The organism is Corynebacterium uropygiale, from assembly GCF_021568315.1.
Lineage (GTDB): Bacteria > Actinomycetota > Actinomycetes > Mycobacteriales > Mycobacteriaceae > Corynebacterium > Corynebacterium uropygiale.
Window position 1 is genome coordinate 1 of record NZ_JAKGSI010000002.1, and the last position, 23608, is coordinate 23608.

Sequence of the window (23608 nt, forward strand, 5' to 3'; positions counted from 1 at the left end):
CGACGGTGTCGCCGACTTCCTTGAGCCACTGGGTGATGGTGCCTTCGGTGACGGACTCGCCGAGTTCCGGCATGGCGACGTCGGTGGCGTCACCGCTGTCGGCGGAGCCAGACTCCTCGCTGGCCTCCGGGGCGCTGTCCTCCTTCGCCGGTTCTTCCTCGGCATCGTCGGAGGAGTCGCTGGCGGGAGCCTCGTCCTTATCCCCGATGATGGCGATGACCTCGCCGACGTCGACGGTGTCATCCTCCTCGGCCTTAATCTCTAGCAGCACACCTGCGGCAGGGGACGGGATTTCCGTATCGACCTTATCCGTGGAGACCTCGAGCAACGGCTCGTCCTGCTCCACTGTGTCACCGACCTCTTTGAGCCACTGGGTGATTGTGCCTTCGGTGACGGATTCGCCCAGCTCGGGCATCTCGACGGAGAACGCCATGGTTGAAGACTCCTCGACAAATTCGCTTAGTTCTTTATGGGTGCGCCCCTAGCCTACCGGCAGGGGTGGACACCGACAGGGGAAGCGCTTCACCCCCAGGGTGAACGCTCTTTCTTTAGGATACTAGTCACCGCCAGGCGGCCCGGCGGGGCGGTGGGTACCGCCTCGCGGAACCTCTGGCGAGAAAGATGACCCGGGGAGCACGTGCCGCCCCGGCGGGCGGGACGTGAAGTGCCCCGGGATCAGCTGTTTCTAGCTCTGCTCAGCCAGTTCCTTGAGCAGGGCGAGGAAGGTGCGCACGGGCACGCCGGTGGCGCGAACGGGGAGATATCCCTTCGCGGAGCCCTCGTTGAAGGAGGGGCCGGCGATGTCCACGTGGGCCCACTCGATGCCCTCGCCCACAAACTTGGACAGGTACGTCCCGGCGTAGAGCATGCCCCCATTCCGGGTGTTGTCCACGTTGCGGATGTCGGCAATGGGGGAGCGGACTGACTTCTCGTGCTCCTCGAGCAGAGGCATGGCCCAGGCGGGCTCGCCCACGCTGCGGCCGATCTCCGCCAGCCGATCGCGGAAGGTCTCGGTGCCCATGACGCCGCTGGTGTTCACGCCCAGGGCCACCAGCTGGGCGCCCGTCAGCGTCGCCGTGTCGATGAGGTAATCCGGCTTATCCTCGCTGGCACGCGCCAGAGCATCCGCGAGGACCAGGCGTCCCTCAGCGTCCGTGTTGATGACCTCGGAGGTGATCCCGCCGTAGTGGGTGATGACATCGCCGGGGCGGGTGGCATTGCCGTCGGGCATGTTCTCCGCGAGGGCTACGTACCCGGTCACGGCAACGTTGAGGTGCATCCGCGCTGCGCCGAGCACCGCGGCGACGACGGCCGCCGAACCGCCCATGTCCGAGATCATGTTCTCCATGTGGGCGGAGGGCTTGATGGAGATGCCGCCGGTGTCGAACGTGATGCCCTTGCCAACGAAAGCCACCGAGGACCGCGCCCGACGCGGGCTCCAGCTCAGCTTCACCAGCCGCGGGGGCCGCGCAGAGCCCTTGCCAACCGCCAGAATGCCGCCAAACTCCTGCTTCTCGAGCGCCTTCTCGTCGAGAACCTGCACGTCCACGCCGGCCTTCTTCGCCTCGGCGCGGATGACGTCCGCATAAGTCTCGGGGTAGAGGTGCGAGGAGGGGGTGTTGACCAGGTCGCGGGCGAGATAGACGCTCTCGACGGTGATGAGGGCGGCGAGGAGCTCGTCCTTCTGTGCCTTCGGGTCGCCCAGAATGGCGATCGAGTGGATGGGCTCGGGGGCCTCCTCGGCGTCGGCGCCGCGGAAGCCGGGGTAGTCATAGGCGCCCAGGAGAAGGCCTTCGACCAACGCGGACAGGGAGACGGGGCCGAAGGCGACGGCGATGCTCGATACCCCGCGGAGTGCGCGGGCAGCGCTCCCGGCGGCCCGGCGCAGGGCTTCGTCGTCGAGGTCCTCCGCTGAACCCAGGCCTACCGCGACCACGGGAGTGTCAATGCCGGGGATGCGGGTGATCTCGCCGGCCTTGCCTGTTGCATCCACCGCCTTGAGCTGGGCAAGGATGGTGGAGGTCACGTCCTTGTCGAGGGCCGGGCAGGCGGGGAATTCGGGGCCGTCCTCGCCGGTGAAAGCGGGGAAGAGAAGGGCGTCCACCGAGGCCGGAAGCTTCTTGACCAGCTCGACCTCGGGAAGTGCGGCGCGGACAGGCAGTGATGCTGTGCTCATGGGCGTGACAACCTCCACAAGAGTTTTCGGATGATTGCTGCCGATGATAGCGAGCTCCCCGCTCGCCCGACGCCCCCGAGCGCGCCGCCCCCTCGCCCGGGTGTGGTGTCCGGGCCGCCGTGTATCGTTTATGCATGGCTTCCATAGAGTTTTCTATCCAGCGCACCGATCATCCCACCCCGGCGGATGAGCGAGAGAAGATCCTCGCCAATCCGTCCTTTGGCAAGTACTTCACCGATCACATGGTGACCATCGAGTGGGATGAGGACAACGGTTGGCACAACGCCCAGGTTGTCCCTTATGCCCCGTTCACTCTGGATCCTGCCACGTCGGTCTTCCACTATGGGCAGGCGATCTTCGAAGGCATCAAGGCCTACCGCCAGCCCGATGGCTCTATCGCCACCTTCCGTCCCGACCAGAACGCCGCCCGGATGCAGCGTTCCGCCGAGCGCCTGCAGATGCCGCCGCTGCCGACGGATCTGTTCGTGGAATCCCTGCGCCAGCTCGTCGACATCGACGCCGCCTGGGTCCCCGAGTCCGGCGGGGAGGCCTCCCTCTACCTCCGGCCCTTTATGATCTCGACGGAAACCACGCTCGGGGTGAGCCCGTCGGTCTCCTACCGCTATGTCGTCATCGCGTCTCCGGCGGGTGCGTACTTCTCCGGCGGGATCCGCCCGGTGAGTGTCTGGCTGTGCGAGGACTTCGTCCGGGCCGCCCCGGGCGGCACGGGCGCCGCGAAGTGCGCGGGCAATTATGCGGGCTCGCTCCAGGCCCAAGCCCAGGCCTCGGAGAAGGGCTGTGACCAGGTCGTGTGGCTGGATGCCATCGAGCACCGCTACGTCGAGGAGATGGGCGGCATGAACCTCATGTTCGTGTACGGCGAGGGCTCCGATTGCACCATCGTTACCCCCGCCCTCTCCGGCAGCCTCCTCCCGGGTGTCACGCGCGCCTCCCTCCTCGAGGTGGCGCAGGACTGCGGCTACCAGGTGGAGGAGCGTCGCATCTCCATCCAGGAGTGGGAAGAGGACGTCCGCTCCGGCGCCATGACCGAGGCCTTCGCCTGCGGTACCGCCGCCGTGATCACCCCCGTCGGCACGGTGAAGTCCGCGCACGGCGAGTACACCATCAACAACAACGAGCCCGGCAGCGTGACGATGCAGCTGCGCGAGCGCCTCACGGGCATCCAGAATGGTGTGGTTGACGACGCCCACCAGTGGAAGTACACCCTGGTCCCCGCGTCGAGCTCCTAGGAGCTCTCAACACCCGGAAGGTCCTCTGCTGAGGGGCCTTCCGGTTCCTCCACGCTGCCCCGGCACAGCGCAATCCCCGCGTTGAGCTGGGGCAGCGCCATAAGTGATCCGATACCGGCGGGGAGCTCGGCCTCGGTGATGGTCATGGGTTGGAGCTCAAGGGCCTCGATGATCGGCTCCGCGAGCGGCTCGGTGGTGTGGCAGGAGAGGTACATCCACGCGGCGCTCCCAGGGGCACAGCGCTCGGCGATGAGCGCGGCGCACAGGGGGTGCACGCCGTCAAGAAGCACGGGGGTGCGCCGCTGTGCTGCCTCGATGAGGAATCCCGTCAGCGCCGCTGTGGCGGGGGAGCCGAGGCGACGCAGGACGGCTTGGGCGTGTTCCCCGGCGCTGTGGTGAGGGTCGCGGTGACCTGCCCGGAAACCGCGGCCGCTGACCCGGAAGAGGGCGTCGCGCGTGGCCGCGACCTGCCGTTTCCACAGCTCGGGGTCATTCCCGGTGCGATAGAGGCTCACGGGTTCCCGCTGGCAGAGGGCGCCGACGAGGGTCGCGGCGGTGCTGAGCTCGGCGGCCCCGAGGGAGCCGGGCACCAGGAGGTCAGCGCCCGAGTCGATGGCGCGCGAAGCCTCCCGTCGGCCCCTCTCCATGCACGAACGCATGTCTTCCTCCGTGAGTGCGTCCTCCTTGTTACTCGGGGCGACGGGAACATCCCGGAGATCGCAGAGCGTGACCTCTGCGCCCACTCCAAGGAGGTCGGCGGGGCTGCAGTGCTCGGTGATCTCCGCGCAGGAGCGGTCGGTGTCCGCCTCTGTCAGTGTGCAGACGCGGCCATCCTCCCAGCCGTGCCGCCCGGCAACGACGACGAGCGCGACGTGGGAGGGCGCGCGCAGCGGAAGCCCCGAGCAGCCGGCCCACCACGCGATGGCCGGGCTGAGAAGGCCGAGGCTCCCGCACCGCGGCTGGCGGTGGCGGAGGTCCCGGAGGAGCTGATCCGTGGCCGCGGCGTCGGGGTGTGGGGCACGGGGGAAGCTCTCTGAGGGCATGGTTTAGACCTCGGCGCCAATCTCAACTCGCGGGCGCGGGGTGCGCCACTTGCGGGGCTGCGTCATGCGGGAATAGGCGTAGAAGCCCAGGCTGAACCCCGGTGCCGTGCTCCCGGGGAACTTCGCGCGCACGGCGTTGTTCACCCGGCGGCCGGTGATGACGGCTTCGATCGCCAGCACGATGATGACGACGAGGCAGACCAGCGACGCGATGTTCGCGAAGACCGGCTGCCACTGCGAGATCAGCAGAATCACCAGCAACACGAGGGCGAAGGGCATGACGAGGTTGTTGAGGAACCGACGGGCGTCGATCCAATCCCGCACGTAGCGGCGCTCCTCGCCCTTGTCGCGATCGAGGAGGTAGCGCTCATCGCCGGCATCCATGCGGCGCTGTGCCTCGAGGCGAGCGGAGCGGGCTTCGTCGCGCTCCTTGCGTCGATACTCTTTCCACTCCTCCTTGGACATGGACTCCTTGAGCTTCTTCCGCTGCTCCTTGGACTGCTTGCGGGTGAGCGGAGCCTGGGTGGAGCGGCGGACGCCCTTCTGGATTTCGACGTCCTTGCGCTTCGGGGTCGGGCGGCCCTTCGGTGGGGTGTAGCCCTTCCGGTGGTGCTCGGCGGCCTCCTCGTGGGCGTGCTCGCCGGAGTCTCCCGCTGCGTCGGTGGTGTGCTCCTCGACGTCGGGCGCGGGATCGTCAGTGGGATGAGATTTCTGCCAGGGGAATTTCACGCTATATAGGCTACAAGTCTTCCGGGGGAACAAAAAAGAGAGTCCCGTTCCCCACGCATGGCGGCCTCCCGGCGGGTGCGTTCGCGCAGCGGGCAGGGGACGGGGAATAAAAGAACTGAGTGAGGTGTTGACTGCGGGCGAAGAGTGCTGAAGAGTACTATCGGCACAACACTGAGCATTGTCGAGAAGACTTGGAGAAGAAGGAGAACCGCATGACTGCTCCCTCGACTGGTACGGGCGTCACCCTCACCGAGGCTGCCGCCGCGAAGGCCAAGGCCCTCATGGATCAGGAGGGGCGTGATGACCTCTCGCTGCGCATCGCTGTCCAGCCCGGCGGCTGCGCTGGTCTCCGCTATCAGCTGATGTTTGATGACCGTGAGCTCGATGGGGATGTTGCAGAAATGGTGGGCGGCGTCCGCTTCGTCGTCGACAAGATGAGCGCTCCGTACCTCACCGGCGCCACCATTGATTTTGCGGACACTATCGAGTCGCAGGGCTTCACCATCGACAATCCCAACGCCACGGGATCCTGCGCCTGCGGCGATTCCTTCAACTAAGCATCCCCCGCTGGGCGTCCTCAGGACATAAAACAGCAGCCCCGGCCCCTCGTTGTGAAGGAGGCCGGGGCTGATTGCGTCATGCGTGGAGCAGCCGAGATCTCGGCTTAGATATTGACGGGGTAGTCGCGCTCCTCAATCGCCGGGGTGATGCGCTCTTCCACGAAGATCCCGTGCCAGATCATGAAGGCCAGCACCGTCCAGAGTCGACGGGAGTGGTCGCTCACCCCATCGCGGTGCTCCTTGAGCATCTCGAGGACGGCGTCCTTGTTGAAGATGTCCTCGGTCTGGGACTCGCGGATGGTGTCCTGGGCCCAGCCGTAGAGTTCGTCTCCAGCCAGCCAGTGGCGCATGGGCACCGGGAAGCCGAGCTTGCGTCGGTGGAGAACGTGAGGCGGCACGATCTGTTCCATGGCCCTGCGCAGGGCGTACTTGGTGGTGCCGTGGGAGATCTTCAGCTGGTAGGGGATGGATTCCGCCACCGCGAACACCTCCTTGTCAAGGAAGGGGACGCGCAGCTCCAGCGAGTTCGCCATGGTGATCTTGTCCGCCTTCACGAGGATGTCCCCGCGCATCCAGGTGAAGAGATCCAGGTGCTGCATCCGCGCCACAGGGTCCATGTGGGTGGACTGGGCGTAGAGCGGCGCGGTGACGTCGCGGTGATCCCATTCCTTCTTTGCCCACGGGATGACGCGGCTCATCTGCTCAAAGTTGAAGGAGCGCGCGTTGCCGTAATAGCGCTCCTCCATGCTCATGGAGCCGCGCTCGAGCAGCGACTTCCCCTTCATCCCCTCGGGAAGGATGTGCGAGAGGCGGCCAAGCCCACGACGCAGCCCGTCCGGGATCTTCTCAAACGGGGCGAGCGACAGCGGCTCCTTATAAATGGTGTATCCGCCGAAGAGCTCATCCGCGCCCTCACCGGAGAGCACCACCTTGACGTGCTTCCGCGCCTCGCGCGCGACGAAATACAGCGGCACGAGCGACGGATCCGCCACCGGATCGTCGAGGTACCACATGATGGCGGGGACGGCCTCGGCATACTCCTCGGGGGAGACCACCTTCACGATGTGCTCCGCCCCAATAGCCTCCGCCGACTCCGCGGCCACATCCACCTCCGAGTAGCCCTCGCGCTCGAAGCCCGTGGTGAACGTCAAGAGATTGGGGTTGGACTGCTTCGCCAGCGCGGCGATGGCCGTCGAATCAATACCGCCCGACAAGAAAGATCCGACGGTCACATCCGCGCGCATGTGCTTCTCGACGCTATCCCGAAGCGCATCGGCGATCGCATCGAAGAGCTTCTGCTCCTCGTCCGCGGGGACCGGGGTGGTGCGGAACTCCGGCGCGAAGTAGCGGTACGACACGGGGGCCTCGCCCGGGCGCACCGTGGCGTAGCAGCCCGATTCGAGCCGACGAATGCCCGTGTGCAGACTCTCCGGTTCGGGGACGTATTGGAGGTCGACGTAGTGCTCGATGGCGCGGTAGTCAAGGCTGGAGTCGAGACCCAGTTCCTTCGCGGCGGCCAGGATGGACTTCTTCTCGGAGCTCACCATCGTCCCGGCGGGCGTCGTCGCAATGTACAGGGGCTTGATGCCGAAGCGATCCCGGGCGATGAAGAGCTCGCGCTTCTCGGTGTCCCAGATGGCGAAGGCGAACATGCCGCGAAGGTGCTCGACGACCTTGGCGCCCCAGCGGTGATAGCCGGCGACGATCGTTTCGGAGTCGCCCGTGGTGTGGAAGGGGAGGCCGGCAGAGGCGAGTTCTTCGCGGAGCTCAACGTAGTTGTAGATCTCGCCGTTGAAGGTGAGGAGGTAGCGTTCGGGGTTCTCCTCGGGGCCCCAGAGGAGCGGCTGATGCGAGTGGGCGATATCGATAATGGACAGCCGCGCGAAGCCGAAGATGGCGTCCTCATCGAGCCACGTTCCGGAGTCATCCGGCCCGCGGTGTCGCATGCAGCTCAGGGCAGAGCTCATGAGGGGCTCGAAGTCCTTCGCGTTGCTCGTGGCGGTCAGTAGTCCTAAAAACCCGCACATTCTCGCGCTGCTCCTTTGTTTCTGTGAGCGATGACAATGATCCCTCAACGATACGGCGAAAAACGGGCTCAGCGGAAAATCTGTGAGGCGTGTGTCGTGAGAGAGGGACTGTGAAGCAGTCGGTGGGGTGGAGGGGGAGATAAATGGGTGTAAACCTTCGATGGATGCATTGTGAGTTGAATAACACGCGCCGGGAGGGCTGCTTCCGCCCCGTAACGGCATTAGCTGTAGGATCCTGAAAAAACAGTGAGATTGTGCCCGCTAGCGGCCCAATTAGGTGGGGGAGCTGACGTGGGAAATAGGAGCACATGAGCTATCCTGCCTAGTTAGGAGGAACCTGCGGGTTCTTAAACTCTTGTGTGGACAGGAAGGCAGACACACGTGAAACAGCGAATGAAGCAGGGAATCGCTTCCAAGGTTGCCCTCGGTAGCGTGCTCGCCCTCGCCGGGACGAGCATGGCTGCCTGCGACGTCGACGGTCCCGACCAGAAGGTGAAGTTCCTTCACTTCCTGCGTATGGGCTGGCCGGAAGGCATCACGCCGGAGGCGCACCAGCTGGGCAACTTCTGGGTGTGGACCTGGGTCACCGCCTGGATTATCGGCATCATCATGTGGGGGATTTTCCTCTACGCCATCTTCGGCCGGTGGAACGCCAAGAAGGCCGCCAAGCGTGGCGACGGCGAGTTCCCCCGCCAGCTGCAGTACAACATTCCGCTGGAGCTGGTCCTCACCATCATCCCGATCGTCATCGTGATGGGGCTCTTCCTCTTCACGGTGCAGGCTCAGGACCGTGCGACCGCCCTGGACAAGAACCCCCAGGTGAAGGTTGACGTCACCGCTTTCCAGTGGAACTGGAAGTTCGGTTACCAGGAGGTCGGCAAGGAGCTGTCGCCGACTGGCAGCGTCTACAACGGTAAGGACGAGGCTCGCGAGGCCGAGGCTGAGAAGAACGGGGTTAACGCCAACGGCAACAACCCGATCCACGGCCGCTCCCAAATGGACAAGTCCTACCTCCACTACGACAAGATCGAGACGGTCGGCACCACCGACGAGGTCCCGGTGCTCGTGCTCCCCTCCAATACCCCCATCGAGTTCCAGCTGGCGTCCTCGGACGTGAGCCACTCCTTCTGGGTGCCGGAGTTCCTCTTCAAGCGTGACGCCTACCCGCACCCGGAGGCCAACTCCTCGCAGCGGGCTTTCCAGGTGGAAAAGATTGAGAAGGAAGGCGCCTTCGTCGGCCGCTGCGCTGAGATGTGCGGTACCTACCACGCGATGATGAACTTCGAGGTGCGCGTCGTCTCCCCGGAGAAGTTCACGCAGTACATGGACTACCGGATCAACCACCCGGACGCTCCGAACTCCGAGGCCCTCAAGTCCATCGGCGAGGATCCCTTCGCCACCACCACCAAGCCGTTCAGCTCTCTGCGCGACACCCGCGGGGGAGACAACTTCCAGGATCCCAACTCTCTGAGCTAGAGGAGACAGAGACATGAACTCAAGCGCCAAGATTATGTACGGAACCGCCGCGTTCCTCGGCGTGATGGCTGTGATCTACATCCTCGCGACGAAGCTGGTGGCGGATGATGGCAGCATCCCGAAGGTGGAGTGGGCCGGTACCGTAGCCCTGGTCCTCGCCTTCATGCTGGCTGTCATGCTCGGTGCTTACCTGCACCTCACGTCCAACCGCGTTGACATCCTTCCCGAGGACTGGGAGGAGGCCGAGATTGCTGACAAGGCTGGCACCCTGGGCTTCTTCAGCCCCCACTCCATCTGGCCGGCCGCCATGTCTGGTGCCGTGATGGTCCTCGGACTCGGTGTGGCCTTCCTGCACTGGTGGCTGCTCATCCTCGGCGCCGTGCTGTTGGTGTACACCACCGTCATGCTCAACATGCAGTACGGGCTTCCGAAGGAAAAGCACTAACCCGCACTTCCTGTCCACGACCCATCGCCGTTCCCTCGGGGCGGCGATGGGTCGTTTTGGTATGTGTCCTTCGTGCCGTGAGGCCGTGACAAGGGGAGGAAGGCGCCGGCGCGGGGGCATCGGGGGAGGGGTCAACCGAAAGTTTGGGAACCCCGGTGGATGGGCGGCCTCATGGTGTGAGATACGTCTCGCTCGGGAACTCTTTTGCGAGCTCTCTAAAACCCCAGGTCAAGGGGGTGGGTCTGCGGAGGGCTGCAGGGGTGCTGTGAAGCACAACGATGGATCTGCTTATGACCTGCGCAGATGGGTCGTCGGACGGAAGGGTGGAAAAGTTCCCGATCTCTCCAAAAAATCTCAAATTTCTTGCAAACATGAGAAAAAGCGCAGGTGGGGAGCCTGTATGGAGGAAAGTTCTCAGGGGGTGACGAAGTGACTTTAAGGCTGGAGCCGGCCATACTGGAACACGTGACGAGCGCAGTTTCAAACCAAGGTAAGGCAGCACCACGACGTGTTGCCGCGCTGAACCGACCCAACATGGTCAGCGTGGGCACCATCGTGTTCCTGTCTCAGGAATTGATGTTCTTCGCCGGGCTCTTCGCGATGTGGTTCACGTCGCGCGCCAATGGTCTCGCACCTGGTGGTGATTGGGAGCAGCAGACCGAGCACCTCAACCCGTGGTACGCCTTCGTCATCACGGTCGTGCTGGTGTCGTCTTCTGTGACCTCTCAGCTCGGCGTCTTCGCAGCTGAAAGGGGCAATGTCTATGGACTTCGTCGTTGGTACTTGGTGACCATCCTGCTGGGCGTGATCTTCCTCGCCCTCCAGATGTACGAGTACGCGCACCTGGTGATGGAAGGCGTCACCATCTCTAGCTCCGTCTTCGCGTCGGTGTTCTTCATTACCACTGGCTTCCACGCGGCCCACGTGCTGGCAGGCGTCCTCGCCTTCCTCGTGGTCATGCTGCGTATTGCCAAGGCGAAGTTCACCCCGGCGCAGGCGACGGCCGCGATGGTGACCTCCTACTACTGGCACTTCGTCGACGTCATCTGGATCGGACTGTTCTTCATCGTCTACATCATCCAGTAGACACGTCTTCCGGCTTTGGCCGGAGAACACCCAGCCACTTTCACAATCGAGATCCAAAGGTACAAGATGGATATCACTAGGAAGTTCCGGAAGGCGGGATCCTCACCTCACCGGGACGCGAAGAAGACGAAGGCGCGCCGCAAGGCCCGCCGGACGGCCGCGGGTGCCTTGGCGCTCACGGTGGGTCTGACGGGTGCGGGCGTTTTGGCCACGGCCATGACGCCGGACCCCCAGGTTGCCAACGCACAGCTCGACGACCAAGCCCTTATTCAGCAGGGTAAGGACCTCTACGACACCACCTGCATTACGTGCCACGGCGCGAACCTGCAGGGTGTTGACCAGCGCGGTCCCTCCCTCGTCGGCGTCGGCGCCGGTGCGACCTACTTCCAGGTTCACTCCGGCCGTATGCCGATGATGTCGAATGACGCGCAGGCCGAGCGCAAGACCCCGCGTTTCACCGAGGCGCAGACCCTGGCACTTGCTGCCTACGTCGCTGCGAACGGCAACGGCCCGGACATCGTGTGGGACAAGAACGGCGAGGTCGCTCTGGAGAGCCTCCGCGGTGCGAACTACAGCGAAGAGAACGGAATCGATCCGAAGGACATCGCGCGCGGTTCCGACCTCTTCCGTCTGAATTGCGCCTCCTGCCACAACTTCACCGGTCGTGGCGGCGCCCTCTCCTCGGGTAAGTACGCTCCGTACCTTGACCCGGCCAACGAGCAGGAGATCTACCAGGCGATGCTCAACGGCTCGCAGAACATGCCGAAGTTCTCTGATCGTCAGCTCTCCGCTGATGAGAAGAAGGACATTATCGCCTTCATCAAGGCCTCCAAGGAGACTCCTTCCCCCGGTGGATGGAGCCTCGGCGGACTCGGCCCGGTCGCTGAAGGTATGTTCATGTGGCTCGTCGGCATCGTCGTGATGATCGCCGCCGCAATGTGGATTGGAACCCGGTCATGAGTGAAAAGAAGAAGTACTCCCCCCAAGAGCTGAACAGTATGAGCAACGATGAGCTCGCACGCCTGGGCACTGAGCTCGATGGCGTGACCGTCGCTTATCGCAAGGAGCGCTTCCCGGTCGAGAACGACCCCGCCTCCAAGCGGGCTTCGGTCTCCGTGGGCGTGTTCCTCGGGCTCTCCATCATTGGGGCCCTCGGGTTCCTCCTCGTGTACCTCTTCTGGCCCTGGCAGTACAAGGGCCACGGGGCCGACGGCCTCTGGATGTACACCTTCTACACCCCGCTGCTCGGCGTGTGCGCCGCTCTGGCGATCGGTGGTCTCGGCCTCGCCGTCGTGACCTACGTCAAGAAGATCATCCCGGAGGAGATCTCCGTTCAGCGTCGTCACGACGGCCCCTCCGACGAAGTGGACCGTCGCACCATGACCGCGCTGCTCAACGATTCCTGGAACACCTCCACGCTGGGTCGTCGTAAGGTCCTGGCGGGCATGCTCGGTGCTTCCGGTGTTCTCGCCGGTCTCTCGGTGATCTTCCCGGTCTTCAGCATGATCAAGAACCCCTGGAAGAAGGGCCCGCTGGGCATCCAGGGCGATGGCACCCTGTGGACCTCCGGGTGGACCCTCCATTCCAAGGGCGTGAAGGTGTACCTGGGTCGTGACACCGGCGCGATCGCCGACTTCCACGATTCCGAAATTGGTCGCCACGCCAAGACCGAGGGCATTAGCCGCCTCGTGCGCATGCGCCCCGAGGACCTCGACGCCGGGTCGATGGAAACCGTCTTCCCGCTTCCGGCTGACCTTGTCAACGATCGTGATAAGCACGACAAGGCGCGCGACGTGTACGAGGAGCACATGCACTCTATCCACGGCCCGCGTAACGCCGTCATGCTGATCCGTCTGCGTCACAAGGACGCCCAGGAGGCGGTCGAGCGCCAGGGTCAGGAAGACTTCCACTACGGCGACTACTACGCCTACTCGAAGATTTGTACACATATCGGTTGCCCGACCTCGCTGTACGAGGCTCAGACGAACCGCATTCTGTGCCCGTGCCACCAGTCGCAGTTCGACGCCAAGATGTACGGCAAGCCGCTCTTCGGACCGGCCGCCCGTGCGCTGCCTCAGCTGCCGATCGAGGTGGACGAGGAAGGCTACCTCGTTGCTAAGGGCGACTTCATTGAGCCCGTCGGCCCTGCATTCTGGGAGCGTAGATCATAATGAGCAATAAATTGGCGCAGATCGGCGACAACATCGACTCCCGCTACACAGCGTCGGCGGGGATGCGTCGCCAGATCAACAAGGTTTTCCCGACGCACTGGTCGTTCATGCTGGGTGAGCTGGCTCTGTACAGCTTCATCATCCTGCTGCTCACCGGTGTCTATCTGACCCTCTTCTTCGACCCGTCCATCACCAAGGTGGTGTACGACGGTGCGTACCTGCCCCTGAAGGGTGTGGAGATGTCTCGTGCCTACGAGACGGCTCTCAACATTTCCTTCGAGGTGCGTGGCGGTCTCTTCATCCGCCAGATGCACCACTGGGCAGCCCTCATGTTCATGGTCTCCATGACCGTGCACATGGCCCGCATCTTCTTTACTGGTGCATTCCGTCGCCCCCGTGAGGCGAACTGGATCATCGGTGTCATGCTCCTCCTGTTGGGCATGATCGAAGGCTTCATGGGCTACTCACTTCCGGATGACCTCCTCTCCGGTGTCGGTCTCCGCATTATGTCCGCCATCATCGTGGGCATCCCGATCATCGGTACCTGGATGCACTGGATGATCTTCGGTGGCGACTTCCCCTCGGAGCTCATGCTCGACCGCTTCTATATCGCGCACGTCCTCATCGTGCCCGGCATCATCCTCGGCCTCATCGCGGCGCACCTTGCGCTGGTGTGGTACCAGAAGCACACCCAGTTCCCGGGTGCTGGCCGCACCGAGAACAACGTCGTCGGCGTCCGCATTATGCCGGTGTTCGCTCTGAAGGGTGCCGCCTTCGGCTTCCTCACCGCTGGCATGCTGGCTCTGCTCGGTGGTATCACCACCATCAACGCCATCTGGACGATCGGCCCCTACAACCCGGCACAGGTGTCCGCTGGTTCCCAGCCTGACATCTACATGCTGTGGACGGATGGTGTCGCCCGTGTCATGCCGGCATGGGAGCTCTACCTGGGGAACTACACCATCCCCTCCGCCTTCTGGGTTGCTCTTCTCTGTGGCCTCATGGTGGTGCTGCTCATCAGCTACCCGTTCATCGAGAAGAAGATCACCGGCGACGATGCCCACCACAACCTGCTCCAGCGTCCTCGCGACGTTCCGGTTCGTACGAGCATCGGCATGATGGCCATCATGTTCTACCTGCTGGTGACCATCTCCGGCGGTAACGACCTCCTGGCCTACCACTTCCAGATCTCCCTCAACGCGATGACCTGGGTGGGCCGTATCGGCCTCATCATCCTGCCGCCGGTGGCTTACTTCGTCACCTACCGGATCTGCCTCGGCCTCCAGCGCTCTGACCGTGAGGTCCTTGAGCACGGCATTGAGACCGGTGTCATCAAGCAGATGCCCAACGGTGCCTTCATCGAGGTCCACCAGCCGCTCGGCCCGGTGGACGAGCACGGCCACCCGATCCCGCTCGAGTACGCCGGCGCCGCCGTCCCGAAGCAGATGAACCAGCTCGGATTCTCCGGCGCCCCCGGCCGTGGCTCCCTGCTCAAGCCCGACAGCCCCGAGATCGCTCGCCGCGCTGCCGAGGTGGAGCACGAGAACCACGCCGAGGAGAAGGCCATGTACGAGCGCCTTCAGGATCAGAACCGCGAAGTTGACCGCAAGAACGGGCACCTGGACTAAATAGTCCGCCCCTGTATCGTCACCAAGGGCCATCCCACCGCGAGGTGGGGTGGCCCTTGTTTTTATGCTCTAGAGCGGCGCTACGGCCCAGGCACCACGAGGCCCCGTTCTTTCTCTGCCGACTCGCCCATCGAGGCGTGGAGCGTCCCGCCGCAGGCGCTCAGATAAACAACAGAGGGATCCTCCCGTGCAGGGCGGACAGAGACTCTAGAGAGAACACAGCGACAAGCGCTCACCGTCAGAACACTCGTGCTTTCTGGAAGCCATGCTGACCCGTGTCCGCACTCGCCATATGACCTAATAGACACACATAGGTAGAGATGTGTGCAAAGTCACAAACAGTGGGAGCGAGCTCGTCGGGGCAAGTTGGACTTGGAGCGGGCCGCCCTGTATATTCGTGGGAGTTGCTAGGAAAAGTCCTGGCCAGCGCCATAAATTGGGGGCGGCGCGACGGATCACCTCCGGCAGTTGCCGGCAAGATCACGACGAGATAACGATTGCATCTCGTTTGATAACAGCCAGATAACGAGACGATCACGGTGTGTTGACTGGACACGGCTCGTAACCATTTCGTAATCTAGTCGAGACATTGCGGCACCGAAGCTGTGCAACCAGCGGCAGGTCCGGGCCGTGCTGATCGAACCGACAACTACAAAGCTGAATCTCCTTCTCCGGTAGCGGGGGAGCGAGAGCCGGGGAACCAAGGTGTTTCTGGGGTTTATCTCTTACAAGAGCGCGCGTCCCGTGGCGTGTGGAGTAAGAGAGGGAGTCTTCCTGATCAACCCGTCAGCTAACCCGGTAGGCATATAGGAAGATTTGGAGTTTTCTCTCGTGGCTAAGCACCGTCGTCAGAACCTGAACACCACCCGCCGTGTTGCGGCTGCCTCCGCCCTTGCTGTGGGCGCGACCTCCCTGGTGAACCCCTCCGCTCACGCGGCGGACATCGTCATTCCGGGCACCAACCTCTCCTTCCAGGCCGATGGCGTGGAGAATATCCCCGGCATCGAGAACGTCCCCGGCATCAACCAGTGGGTGCCCTCCATTCAGGGCCAGGCGGGCAGTATCCAGGATGCGATCGGCCAGGTGGCTCCCCAGGTTGCTAACGGCAACGCCATTGTCGACGCCGTGCGGAGCAAGGTGGGCGCCCCCTACGTGTGGGGCGCTGCTGGCCCGGATGCCTTCGACTGCTCCGGCCTCGTCTACTGGGCTCACCAGCAGGCTGGTAAGAGCATCCCGCGCACCTCGCAGGCCCAGGCCGCTGCGGGCACCCCGGTGGCGCTCTCTGATCTTCAGCCGGGCGACGTCGTCGCCTTCTACGGTGGGGCGTCCCACGTCGGCATCTTCGTCGGTAACAACACCATCATCGACGCCCTGCAGTCCGGCACCCCGGTGGGCGAGCGTCCGCTTGACTACATGCCGATCCACTCCGCGGTCCGCTTCTAAGAGCGGCTCGGGCGAGGTCCTCGCCCCTCACGAGAGATCGTCCGATCTCCGTACTGGAATCTTCTGAGAGGTCCACTTCTCCGACGGGAGAGAGTGGGCCTCTCCTTTCTCTTTATTCTCTCAATTCACACTGGTCACAGCACTTTTCTTGGATTGGCCGAAGGCGCTGCGCAGAGGCTATAGTAAGTGGAGTTTCGTTACGGAATAGGGGAGTCATCGATGTCGATCGCCTCGGGCTTTCTGAGCTCGCGTTATAAGGGTGCTATTGCCCTCTGTGCTGCTAGCGTCATGGTAGCGGGAAGCATATCCACCGGAATCGCGCGGGCTGACGACGTCGACGATCTCATCGCCCAGATGGAGACGGTCTCTCGTGAGGCGGGAGAGCTTAATGACCAGGTTCTGACCCTGGAGGATGACATCGTCCGCACCCAGGAAGATGTGGACCGCAGCAAGGGTGAGGTCGAAGACGCAGTGCGTAAGGCCCAGGAGGCCCAGGCCCTCCAGAAGGAGCAGCAGGCCGTGGTGAACCGGATTGCGGGCGCGCGCTACCGCGGAGCGGTGATCGACCCCATCACCAACGCCATCTCTGCCGAGAATCCGCAAAACGCCATCGACCGCGCCGCCTACATGGGTGTCCTCGCGCGCCAGGCCTCGGAGGCCTATTCCTCGCTCGATGAGTCCACCCGTGCCGCCGCGGAGGCGCACTCCAAGGCGGCGGCCTCGCGCGCCGCCCAGGTGCTCAAGCTCAGCGACTTGGAGAAGAAGCGCCGTGATCTGGACGTCGAGAAAGGAAAGCTCGACGAGCGGATCAACCAAATCAAGGCGCAGGTGGATGGGCTCGATGAGGGGGCTCGCCGCCGCTGGATCGAGCGCTACCACCCCGTCGAGGGGGTCAACATCGAGGGGCTCTTCGGCTCGGAATCTGGGCTCTCTGCCGTCAAGGCGGCCATGAGCAAGCAGGGCTCTCCCTATGGTTGGGGTGCTGCGGGGCCGGACATCTTCGACTGCTCGGGCCTCATGTTCTGGGCTTTCCAGCAGCAGGGGAAGAGTATCCCGCGGACCTCCCAGGCGCAGATGGCCGGCGGTACGCACGTCGAGAAGAGCGATCTGCAGCCGGGCGATATCGTGGGCTTCTATCCTGGGGCGACGCACGTCGGGATGTACATCGGCAATGGCCAGGTGGTGCACGCCTCCGACTATGGGATTCCGGTGCAGGTCGTGCCGCTTGATTCCATGCCCTATTACGGAGCCTCCCGCTACTAGCCGACGCTAGCCGCGCCGAGGATTCCGGGACCCTGACCGCCCGCCGTGTGTGGAGGGAGAACGATGCCGCGCGTACTTCTCGTCACCAATGACTTTCCGCCGCGGATCGGTGGCATTCAGTCCTACTTGCGGGATTTTCTCGCGACACTCGACCCGCAGGACATCTGCGTCTTCGCCTCCGTGCAGGACGCGGAGGCGGCGGCCGCTCATGATCGGGGGTATCCCATCGAGGTCATCCGCTGGCCGAGAGCCGTCATGCTCCCCACCCCTGCGACCGCGCGGCGCATGCAGGAGATCATTCGGGAGAAGTCCATCGAGACGGTGTGGTTCGGGGCCGCGGCTCCGTTGGCACTCCTCGCTCCGGCGGCGCGTCGGGCGGGGGCACGCCGGATTATTGCGACGACGCACGGGCACGAAGTCGGCTGGTCCATGCTGCCGGTGGCCCGCCAGGTGCTGCGGCGGATCGGGGAGGAGGCGGACGTCGTCACCTATATCTCGGATTACACGCTGCGGCGAGTGCGCGGGGCATTCGGCACCCACCCGCGATTTGTGCACCTGCCCTCGGGCGTGGACACCGAGCTCTTTCACCCCATCACCGAGGCACAGCGGGCCAGTATTCGCGTGGAGCATGGGTTCGGGAGGGATCAGCTGCTCGTGACGTGCGTATCACGGCTCGTCCCGAGGAAGGGGCAGGACCAACTCATCCGGGTGTGGCCCGAGGTCCTGCAGCGCTTCCCGACGGCGCGTCTGCTCATCATCGGGCAGGGACGCTACGAGAGTGCACTGCGGCGCCTCGTCGATCGCCACGGGGTGGGTGGCAGCGTCGAGCTCACGGGCTCACTGCCCTTTGAGGAGCTGAGGGGGCTTCTCGCTGCTTCTGACGTCGCGGCCATGCCGGCGCGCACCCGCGGAGGTGGGCTCGACGTCGAGGGTCTGGGGATTGTGTACCTCGAAGCGCAGGCCTCGGGGATCCCGGTTGTTGCTGGGGATTCGGGAGGTGCGCCGGAGACCGTCACCCCGGAGACGGGGATCGTCGTGCCGGGGAAGAATCGCGGCGCCCTCGCGGAGGCGCTGCTCGCGCTTCTGGGCGATGCCGAGCGGCGCCACGCGATGGGCCGTGCCGGCCGGGACTACGTGCGTTCGGCGTGGACATGGGACATCATGGGCGCGCGCTTGCGTTCGCTCCTCGAGGCGGGGCCGGCGGAGCGCTAAGTACGAAGGCCTATACTGGAACGGCTAGACAGTGTGACGAAAGATCGGCGGGATGAGCGATATGCCAGCAGCCTCTGTGGCGGGGAGTTCCACTATCGGTTTCGATATTGGGGGAACCAACATGCGGGCGGGCGTGGTCACCGCAGAGGGCAAGATCATTGATCAGCTCTCTGTGCCGACTCCCACGACCCCGGAGGGCATGGAATCGGGGATTGCTGAGCTGGTGCAGGATCTCTCCGCGCGCCACGAGGTGAGCGGGGTGGGCCTCGCGGTGGCGGGCTTCCTTGACCCGGAGTGCGAGGTCGTCCGATTCGCCCCGCACCTCCCGTGGCGGGACACCGCCGTGCGCCCCCTCCTCGAGGACCTGCTGGGCCTTCCCGTCAAGCTCGAGCATGACGCCAACGCCGCCGCCTGGGGCGAGTACACCTATGGTGCCGCGCATGACGTGGATACGTGGGTGTTTTTCGCTGTGGGGACGGGGATCGGCGCCACCATCATGATCAACGGCTCGATCTTCCGCGGCGCCTATGGCACCGCCCCCGAATTTGGGCACGTGCGCGTCGTTCCCAACGGCAGGCCCTGCGCCTGCGGCAAATCCGGGTGCCTGGAGCGCTATTGCTCAGGGACCGCGCTGGAGGAAACGGCGCGGGAGATGGCCGTCGACGCGCACTTCTCCACCAGTGAGCTGGCGCAGAAGATTCGCGCGGGCCAGGCGATGACCGGGCGTGACGTCACCGCGGCCGCCTCAGCGAAGGACCCCCTGGGGCTTGCTGTCATGGAGGATTTCGCCTCCTGGCTGGGGGAGGCCTTCGCGATGGTGGCCGATGTCATCGATCCCGAGCTCATCGTGCTGGGAGGGGGAGTGTCTGCGGCCTCGGAGCTCTACCTCGATCAGGCGCGGGAACATTTCGCACGACGCATTGTGGGTGCAGGTTACCGTCCGCTCGCCCGAGTGGTGCGCGCGGAGTTGGGGGGTGACGCCGGTATGATCGGTGTAGCCGATCTGGCCCGGCAACGCGCGCGGGCTGCTCTTTGCGACAACACCTAAGGACAACGACAGCATGCACAATAAGTGGTACTGGGCTTTCAAGAATGTGTTCCTCGGGCCTTTCTTGAGGGTGTGGAACCGGCCGACCATCACTGGGCTGGAGAACATTCCCGAGTCGGGGCCGGGGATCATTGCCTCGAACCACCAGGCCGTGATGGATTCCTTCTACTTCCCGCTCATGGTGCATCGCCAGCTGACCTTCCCCGCGAAGAGCGAGTACTTCACCACCCCCGGCCTGGTGGGCGGCTTCCAGAAGTGGTTCTTCACCGCTGTGGGGCAGATCCCCGTGGACCGCAATGATATTCACGCTGGTGAGGCCATCATCAAGGCCGCCGAGGGCGTGTTTGCCAACGGCGACCTCTTCTGCATCTACCCTGAGGGCACGCGCAGCCCCGACGGGCGCGTGTACAAGGGGCGCACGGGTGTGGCGCGCATTGCGCTGCGCAGCAAGCTGCCAATTGTTCCCATCGCGATGATCGGTAGCCGGGAGGCCAACCCCATTGGCTCGTGGATCATCCGCCCGAAGAAGGTGCGGATGGTCGTCGGCAAGCCCATCGACCCGCACATCGTGCTTGCGGAAGAGGGCGTGAGCGAGGACTCCCGGGAGGCCGCGCGCGTCATCACCGACAGGGTCATGCATGTCCTCGCGGACATGGCGGGGAAGCCCTACGTGGACATGTATGCCTCGGACGTCAAAGCCTCTCTTGAAGCGGGGAAGGGTTACCCCGAGGGGGCTGAACCTCAGCAGGGCTAGTCGTCGTCTCAGCAGCAGGGAGGCCGCGGGCGACGGCCACCCCGGCGAGCACGATGGCTCCGAGGACGAAATCAGCCTCGAGAACCCAGGACAGCGCGCCGGGGAGGCCAGATATCTCGCCAGCGAAGTGCAGGCGGGCGTAGAGCAGAACCCCGTAGGCAAGGGCCCACTCCCAGCGGCGGGTGCTGAGGAGGACGAGCCACACGAGGGCGAGCCACACCCAGTGATGGCTCCACGAAATCGGGGAAAGAAGTAGGCCAAGGAGCCCGCACAGGAGGGGAGCCCACAGGTGGGCCTGCGGTGTCCATTCGCCTGCGCGTCGGGGGCTCAGCCGCAGGGCAATGATTCCGAAGAGCACGAGGGCACAGCAGAGCAGAATGCCCCACAGCACGGACGAGACGTGCGGGGGCAGCCCGAGGCGATCGACGACCCCTCGCAGCGACTGCTGTGCTGGGATCACGGACTCGCCGATCCGGTCGACATGGCGCAGCGTGGACAACCAGTAGGTGGTCGATTCGCGGGGGAGGATGAGCCAGGCCAGCAGCGTCGCTCCCACGCCGCCGGCGATTGAGCGGGCGGCGGAGCGTCGATCCCCCTCGATGAGGAAAGTCAGGGCGAGGACCGCCGGGGTGAGCTTGATCGCTGCGGCGATGCCGAGGAGAACACCGCGCCCTCGCCAGCGCGGGCCCCAGAGATCGATGAGGACGAGGGCCGCCAGGAGGAGGTTCACTTGGCCATAGGCGAGCGTCCGCCAGATGGGCTCGGTGGGGAAGACGAGGAGGACAGCGAGGAGCACGCGCCTGGTTGTGGGGAGGGAGGAACCCAGGGCGTGGGGATAGGCCTCGTCGAGGCGCCGTATCCCCAGGAGAAGGATGAGCATGAGCGAGGCCAGGGAGAGGGCGCACATGAGCGCCGCTGCGGCGGGGAGCCCCAGGAGAGAAAGCGGCCAGAACACTATCGCCGCGAAGGGCGGGTACGTGAAGGGGAGGAAGCCGGCATCCGAGGGATAGGAGTTCTCATAGAGGCCCTCGTGGTGGATAGCAGCATGGCTGCCTTCCACATAAATGCTGAGATCAACGGGGATGAGCGGCACCGGCAGGCCGGGGATGACCGCCCCGACGCAGATGGAGGCGATCCCCACCAGTATCGCCACCGTGCCGGCGATGGCGATGGGCCATGCGGCATCGCGGGAGCGAGGGAGAGAGGGGACACGCATGACCACAATCTAGCAGGGGGTCATAGCTCACACCGGAGGGAGCGACGGATAGGCTAGAGAAACTGGGACCACATTCGGGACTGAGCAAGCATGACTGGGAAGGATGACCGCCGCCGTGCGTTACTTCTATGACACGGAGTTCATTGAGGATGGGCGGACCATCGAGTTGATCTCCATCGGCATCGTGGCCGAGGACGGGCGCGAGTACTACGCGGTGTCCACGGAATTCGACCCCTCGCTGGCGAATGCGTGGGTGGCTGAGCATGTCCTCTCCCAGCTGCCCAGCCCCGGCACGGAGGTGTGGCGATCTCGGGATACCATCCGCGATGAGGTCGTCGAGTTCCTCACGGCTGGCCGGGGACGTCCCGAGCTCTGGGCGTGGGTGGGGGCCTATGACCATGTTGTGCTGGCCCAGCTGTTCGGCGATATGAGCGGAATGCCGAAGTCCCTGCCGCGCTTCACCCATGAGCTCAAGCAGTACTGGGAGATGGCGGGAAAGCCGACCCTCCCCAAGACCCCGCAGGGCAACCACGATGCGCTCGTGGATGCCCGGCATAACTGGGAGAAGTTCAAGGTGTGCGAGGAGGCTCTGCCGCTTCCGCGTGCCTAAGGACCAGCGGGGATGGACCCGCGCGGGGTCATGTCCAGGGCTCATGCTAAGAATGAAGGTGTGAGTTGGACTGTCGATATCCCCAAGGAAGCTCTCCCGGATCTGCCGCCGCTGCCCGCCGGCATCCAGGAGGTCTTTGAAGACGTTATTTCCCGCGACGCCAAGCAGCAGCCCAGCTGGGACCAGGATCAGGCGGATACCGTCCGCAAGATTCTCGAGTCTGTGCCGCCCATCGTTCTTCCGCCGGAAATCTATGCGCTGAAGCACCAGCTGGCGGAGGTCGCCGAGGGGCGCGCTTTCCTCCTCCAGGGCGGGGACTGCGCGGAGACCTTCGAGTCCAACACTGAGCCCCACATCCGCGCGAACATCAAGACGCTGCTGCAGATGGCGGTCGTTCTGACTTATGGGGCCTCGACGCCCGTCGTGAAGATGGCGCGCATCGCGGGGCAGTATGCCAAGCCGCGCTCCTCTGATCTCGACGCGAACGGCCTGCCCAATTACCGGGGGGACATCGTCAACGGTGTGGAGGCAACGCCCGAGGCGCGTCGTCACGATCCTGCGCGGATGATCCGGGCCTACGCGAACTCCTCGGCGGCGATGAACCTCGTGCGCGCGCTGACGGGCTCGGGCACGGCGGATCTGTTCCGGCTCAACGAGTGGAACCGTGAATTCGTGGCCAACTCTCCGGCAGGGGCCCGCTATGAGGCCCTGGCTCAGGAAATCGAGCGCGGCCTGCGCTTCATGCACGCCTGCCAGATCGATGACTCCAACCTGCGCACGGCACACATCTTCTGCTCCCATGAGGCGCTGCTCGTGGATTATGAGCGCGCGATGCTGCGCCTCGGCGAGGACGAGAATGGAGAGACGAAGCTCTACGATCTCTCCGCCCACCAGCTGTGGATCGGTGAGCGCACGCGCGGGATCGACGACTTCCATGTCAATTTCGCGGCGATGATCGCGAACCCCGTGGGGATCAAGATCGGCCCCAGCATTACCCCGGAGGAGGCTGTGGCCTACGCCGATAAGCTCGATCCGCACCGCGAGCCCGGGCGGCTCACCATGGTGGCCCGCATGGGGCATGACAAGGTGCGCACGGTGCTGCCGGGCATCGTGCAGGCGGTGGCGGAGTCCGGGCACAAGGTGGTCTGGCAGACCGACCCCATGCACGGCAACACCTTTACCTCCTCGAACGGGTACAAGACCCGGCACTTCGACAAGGTGCTCGACGAAGTCCAGGGCTTCTTCGAGGTCCACCGCTCCCTCGGGACCCACCCGGGCGGCATCCACATCGAGCTCACTGGCGAAAATGTCACCGAGTGCCTCGGTGGGGCAGAGGACATCACCGACGTCGACCTGCCTGGCCGTTATGAGTCCGCCTGCGATCCGCGCCTCAACACCCAGCAGGCGCTGGAGCTCTCCTTCCTCGTGGCGGAGATGCTGCGCCGCTAGGACACTCGGACACAGCGAAGGC

Annotated in this window: 21 protein-coding genes and 1 riboswitch; of the genes, 15 read left to right on the top strand and 6 right to left on the bottom strand. The window is 64.3% G+C overall.

Translation table 11 applies throughout. The annotated features are described in order from the left end of the window. Positions 1 to 433 (bottom strand): biotin/lipoyl-containing protein (locus L1O03_RS03520; RefSeq protein ID WP_338026118.1); only part of this gene is annotated, 433 nt, incomplete at its 3' end. A 252-nt stretch (positions 434 to 685) separates the two neighbouring features. After that, entirely contained in the window at positions 686 to 2176 is a 1491-nt protein-coding gene (locus L1O03_RS03525; protein ID WP_236118064.1) for a leucyl aminopeptidase, read from the bottom strand. 134 nt (positions 2177 to 2310) lie between these two features. Between L1O03_RS03525 and L1O03_RS03530 the strand changes: the two genes are divergently transcribed. After that, positions 2311 to 3426: a branched-chain amino acid aminotransferase gene (locus L1O03_RS03530; RefSeq protein ID WP_236118065.1), complete on the top strand. Its 1116-nt coding sequence runs from the start codon at positions 2311 to 2313 to the stop codon at positions 3424 to 3426. On the opposite strand, the gene L1O03_RS03535 is transcribed toward L1O03_RS03530, so the two are convergent. Both L1O03_RS03535 and L1O03_RS03540 read right to left on the bottom strand, forming a co-directional pair. Then, the gene (locus tag L1O03_RS03535; RefSeq protein ID WP_236118066.1) at positions 3423 to 4469 is read right to left on the bottom strand and encodes a nicotinate-nucleotide--dimethylbenzimidazole phosphoribosyltransferase; all 1047 of its coding nucleotides are present in this window, start codon (positions 4467 to 4469) and stop codon (positions 3423 to 3425) included. The genes L1O03_RS03530 and L1O03_RS03535 overlap by 4 nt on opposite strands. A 3-nt stretch (positions 4470 to 4472) precedes the next feature. Beyond that, complete coding sequence (locus L1O03_RS03540; protein WP_236118067.1) at positions 4473 to 5198, bottom strand: DUF3043 domain-containing protein; 726 nt, start codon at positions 5196 to 5198, stop codon at positions 4473 to 4475. Between the two features lie 212 nt (positions 5199 to 5410). Here L1O03_RS03540 and L1O03_RS03545 point away from each other — a divergent pair, with 212 nt between their 5' ends. Continuing rightward, a complete protein-coding gene (locus tag L1O03_RS03545) occupies positions 5411 to 5755 on the top strand; it encodes a HesB/IscA family protein (RefSeq protein WP_236118068.1) in 345 nt (114 codons plus the stop codon). A gap of 107 nt (positions 5756 to 5862) precedes the next feature. Here L1O03_RS03545 and asnB read toward each other — a convergent pair whose 3' ends face one another. Next, positions 5863 to 7785, bottom strand: coding sequence for an asparagine synthase (glutamine-hydrolyzing) (asnB, locus tag L1O03_RS03550; RefSeq protein WP_236118069.1), 1923 nt, complete (start codon positions 7783 to 7785; stop codon positions 5863 to 5865). 381 nt (positions 7786 to 8166) lie between these two features. Between asnB and ctaC the strand changes: the two genes are divergently transcribed. The 11 genes from ctaC (at position 8167) to L1O03_RS03605 (ending at position 20311) form a co-directional block, all read left to right on the top strand. Then, positions 8167 to 9261, top strand: coding sequence for an aa3-type cytochrome oxidase subunit II (gene ctaC, locus L1O03_RS03555; RefSeq protein WP_236118070.1), 1095 nt, complete (start codon positions 8167 to 8169; stop codon positions 9259 to 9261). 13 nt (positions 9262 to 9274) lie between these two features. Further along, a complete protein-coding gene (gene ctaF, locus L1O03_RS03560; protein ID WP_236118071.1) occupies positions 9275 to 9706 on the top strand; it encodes an aa3-type cytochrome oxidase subunit IV in 432 nt (143 codons plus the stop codon). A gap of 465 nt (positions 9707 to 10171) precedes the next feature. Next, positions 10172 to 10792 (top strand): aa3-type cytochrome oxidase subunit III, encoded by a 621-nt coding sequence (ctaE, locus tag L1O03_RS03565; RefSeq protein ID WP_236118072.1) that lies wholly within the window; start codon positions 10172 to 10174, stop codon positions 10790 to 10792. A gap of 66 nt (positions 10793 to 10858) precedes the next feature. Continuing rightward, complete coding sequence (qcrC, locus tag L1O03_RS03570; protein ID WP_236118073.1) at positions 10859 to 11752, top strand: cytochrome bc1 complex diheme cytochrome c subunit; 894 nt, start codon at positions 10859 to 10861, stop codon at positions 11750 to 11752. Beyond that, positions 11749 to 12963, top strand: coding sequence for a cytochrome bc1 complex Rieske iron-sulfur subunit (gene qcrA, locus L1O03_RS03575; protein WP_236118074.1), 1215 nt, complete (start codon positions 11749 to 11751; stop codon positions 12961 to 12963). Before qcrC ends, qcrA begins: the two co-directional genes overlap by 4 nt. Further along, positions 12963 to 14591, top strand: a complete 1629-nt coding sequence (qcrB, locus tag L1O03_RS03580; RefSeq protein WP_236118075.1) for a cytochrome bc1 complex cytochrome b subunit — start codon at positions 12963 to 12965, stop codon at positions 14589 to 14591. The genes qcrA and qcrB overlap by 1 nt, the downstream gene beginning before the upstream one ends. Before the next feature lie 645 nt (positions 14592 to 15236). Next, positions 15237 to 15410, top strand: a riboswitch (cyclic di-AMP (ydaO/yuaA leader). A gap of 12 nt (positions 15411 to 15422) precedes the next feature. Further along, on the top strand, positions 15423 to 16034 hold the full coding sequence (locus tag L1O03_RS03585) for a C40 family peptidase (RefSeq protein WP_236118076.1): 612 nt from the start codon (positions 15423 to 15425) through the stop codon (positions 16032 to 16034). A 288-nt stretch (positions 16035 to 16322) separates the two neighbouring features. Further along, positions 16323 to 17297 carry an NlpC/P60 family protein gene (locus tag L1O03_RS03590; protein ID WP_236118077.1) on the top strand — a complete coding sequence of 325 codons (975 nt, stop codon included), beginning with the start codon at positions 16323 to 16325 and terminating at the stop codon, positions 17295 to 17297. A 63-nt stretch (positions 17298 to 17360) separates the two neighbouring features. Beyond that, positions 17361 to 18509: a glycosyltransferase family 4 protein gene (locus L1O03_RS03595; protein WP_236118078.1), complete on the top strand. Its 1149-nt coding sequence runs from the start codon at positions 17361 to 17363 to the stop codon at positions 18507 to 18509. A gap of 61 nt (positions 18510 to 18570) precedes the next feature. After that, the gene (locus L1O03_RS03600) at positions 18571 to 19557 is read left to right on the top strand and encodes an ROK family glucokinase (protein WP_236118079.1); all 987 of its coding nucleotides are present in this window, start codon (positions 18571 to 18573) and stop codon (positions 19555 to 19557) included. Positions 19558 to 19570: 13 nt separating this feature from the next. After that, positions 19571 to 20311 (top strand): lysophospholipid acyltransferase family protein, encoded by a 741-nt coding sequence (locus L1O03_RS03605; protein ID WP_236118080.1) that lies wholly within the window; start codon positions 19571 to 19573, stop codon positions 20309 to 20311. On the opposite strand, the gene L1O03_RS03610 is transcribed toward L1O03_RS03605, so the two are convergent. Beyond that, positions 20250 to 21527 carry a glycosyltransferase 87 family protein gene (locus L1O03_RS03610; protein WP_236118081.1) on the bottom strand — a complete coding sequence of 426 codons (1278 nt, stop codon included), beginning with the start codon at positions 21525 to 21527 and terminating at the stop codon, positions 20250 to 20252. The genes L1O03_RS03605 and L1O03_RS03610 overlap by 62 nt on opposite strands. Positions 21528 to 21642: 115 nt before the next feature. Between L1O03_RS03610 and L1O03_RS03615 the strand changes: the two genes are divergently transcribed. Together L1O03_RS03615 and L1O03_RS03620 are read left to right on the top strand one after the other, a co-directional pair. After that, entirely contained in the window at positions 21643 to 22137 is a 495-nt protein-coding gene (locus L1O03_RS03615; protein ID WP_236118082.1) for a polyadenylate-specific 3'-exoribonuclease AS, read from the top strand. Positions 22138 to 22197: 60 nt separating this feature from the next. After that, positions 22198 to 23586, top strand: coding sequence for a class II 3-deoxy-7-phosphoheptulonate synthase (locus L1O03_RS03620; protein WP_236118083.1), 1389 nt, complete (start codon positions 22198 to 22200; stop codon positions 23584 to 23586). Positions 23587 to 23608 lie beyond the last annotated feature (22 nt).

Excerpts from the sequence above, each read along its gene's own strand:
- L1O03_RS03600 (WP_236118079.1), top strand. The coding sequence starts at position 18,571 with ATGCCAGCAGCCTCTGTGGCGGGGAGTTCCACTATCGGTTTCGATATT.
- qcrC (WP_236118073.1), top strand. The coding sequence starts at position 10,859 with ATGGATATCACTAGGAAGTTCCGGAAGGCGGGATCCTCACCTCACCGG.
- qcrB (WP_236118075.1), top strand. The coding sequence starts at position 12,963 with ATGAGCAATAAATTGGCGCAGATCGGCGACAACATCGACTCCCGCTAC.
- L1O03_RS03605 (WP_236118080.1), top strand. The coding sequence starts at position 19,571 with ATGCACAATAAGTGGTACTGGGCTTTCAAGAATGTGTTCCTCGGGCCT.
- L1O03_RS03610 (WP_236118081.1), bottom strand. The coding sequence starts at position 21,527 with ATGCGTGTCCCCTCTCTCCCTCGCTCCCGCGATGCCGCATGGCCCATC.
- L1O03_RS03535 (WP_236118066.1), bottom strand. The coding sequence starts at position 4,469 with ATGCCCTCAGAGAGCTTCCCCCGTGCCCCACACCCCGACGCCGCGGCC.
- qcrA (WP_236118074.1), top strand. The coding sequence starts at position 11,749 with ATGAGTGAAAAGAAGAAGTACTCCCCCCAAGAGCTGAACAGTATGAGC.
- L1O03_RS03545 (WP_236118068.1), top strand. The coding sequence starts at position 5,411 with ATGACTGCTCCCTCGACTGGTACGGGCGTCACCCTCACCGAGGCTGCC.
- ctaF (WP_236118071.1), top strand. The coding sequence starts at position 9,275 with ATGAACTCAAGCGCCAAGATTATGTACGGAACCGCCGCGTTCCTCGGC.
- L1O03_RS03530 (WP_236118065.1), top strand. The coding sequence starts at position 2,311 with ATGGCTTCCATAGAGTTTTCTATCCAGCGCACCGATCATCCCACCCCG.
- L1O03_RS03525 (WP_236118064.1), bottom strand. The coding sequence starts at position 2,176 with ATGAGCACAGCATCACTGCCTGTCCGCGCCGCACTTCCCGAGGTCGAG.
- L1O03_RS03590 (WP_236118077.1), top strand. The coding sequence starts at position 16,323 with ATGGTAGCGGGAAGCATATCCACCGGAATCGCGCGGGCTGACGACGTC.
- asnB (WP_236118069.1), bottom strand. The coding sequence starts at position 7,785 with ATGTGCGGGTTTTTAGGACTACTGACCGCCACGAGCAACGCGAAGGAC.
- L1O03_RS03595 (WP_236118078.1), top strand. The coding sequence starts at position 17,361 with ATGCCGCGCGTACTTCTCGTCACCAATGACTTTCCGCCGCGGATCGGT.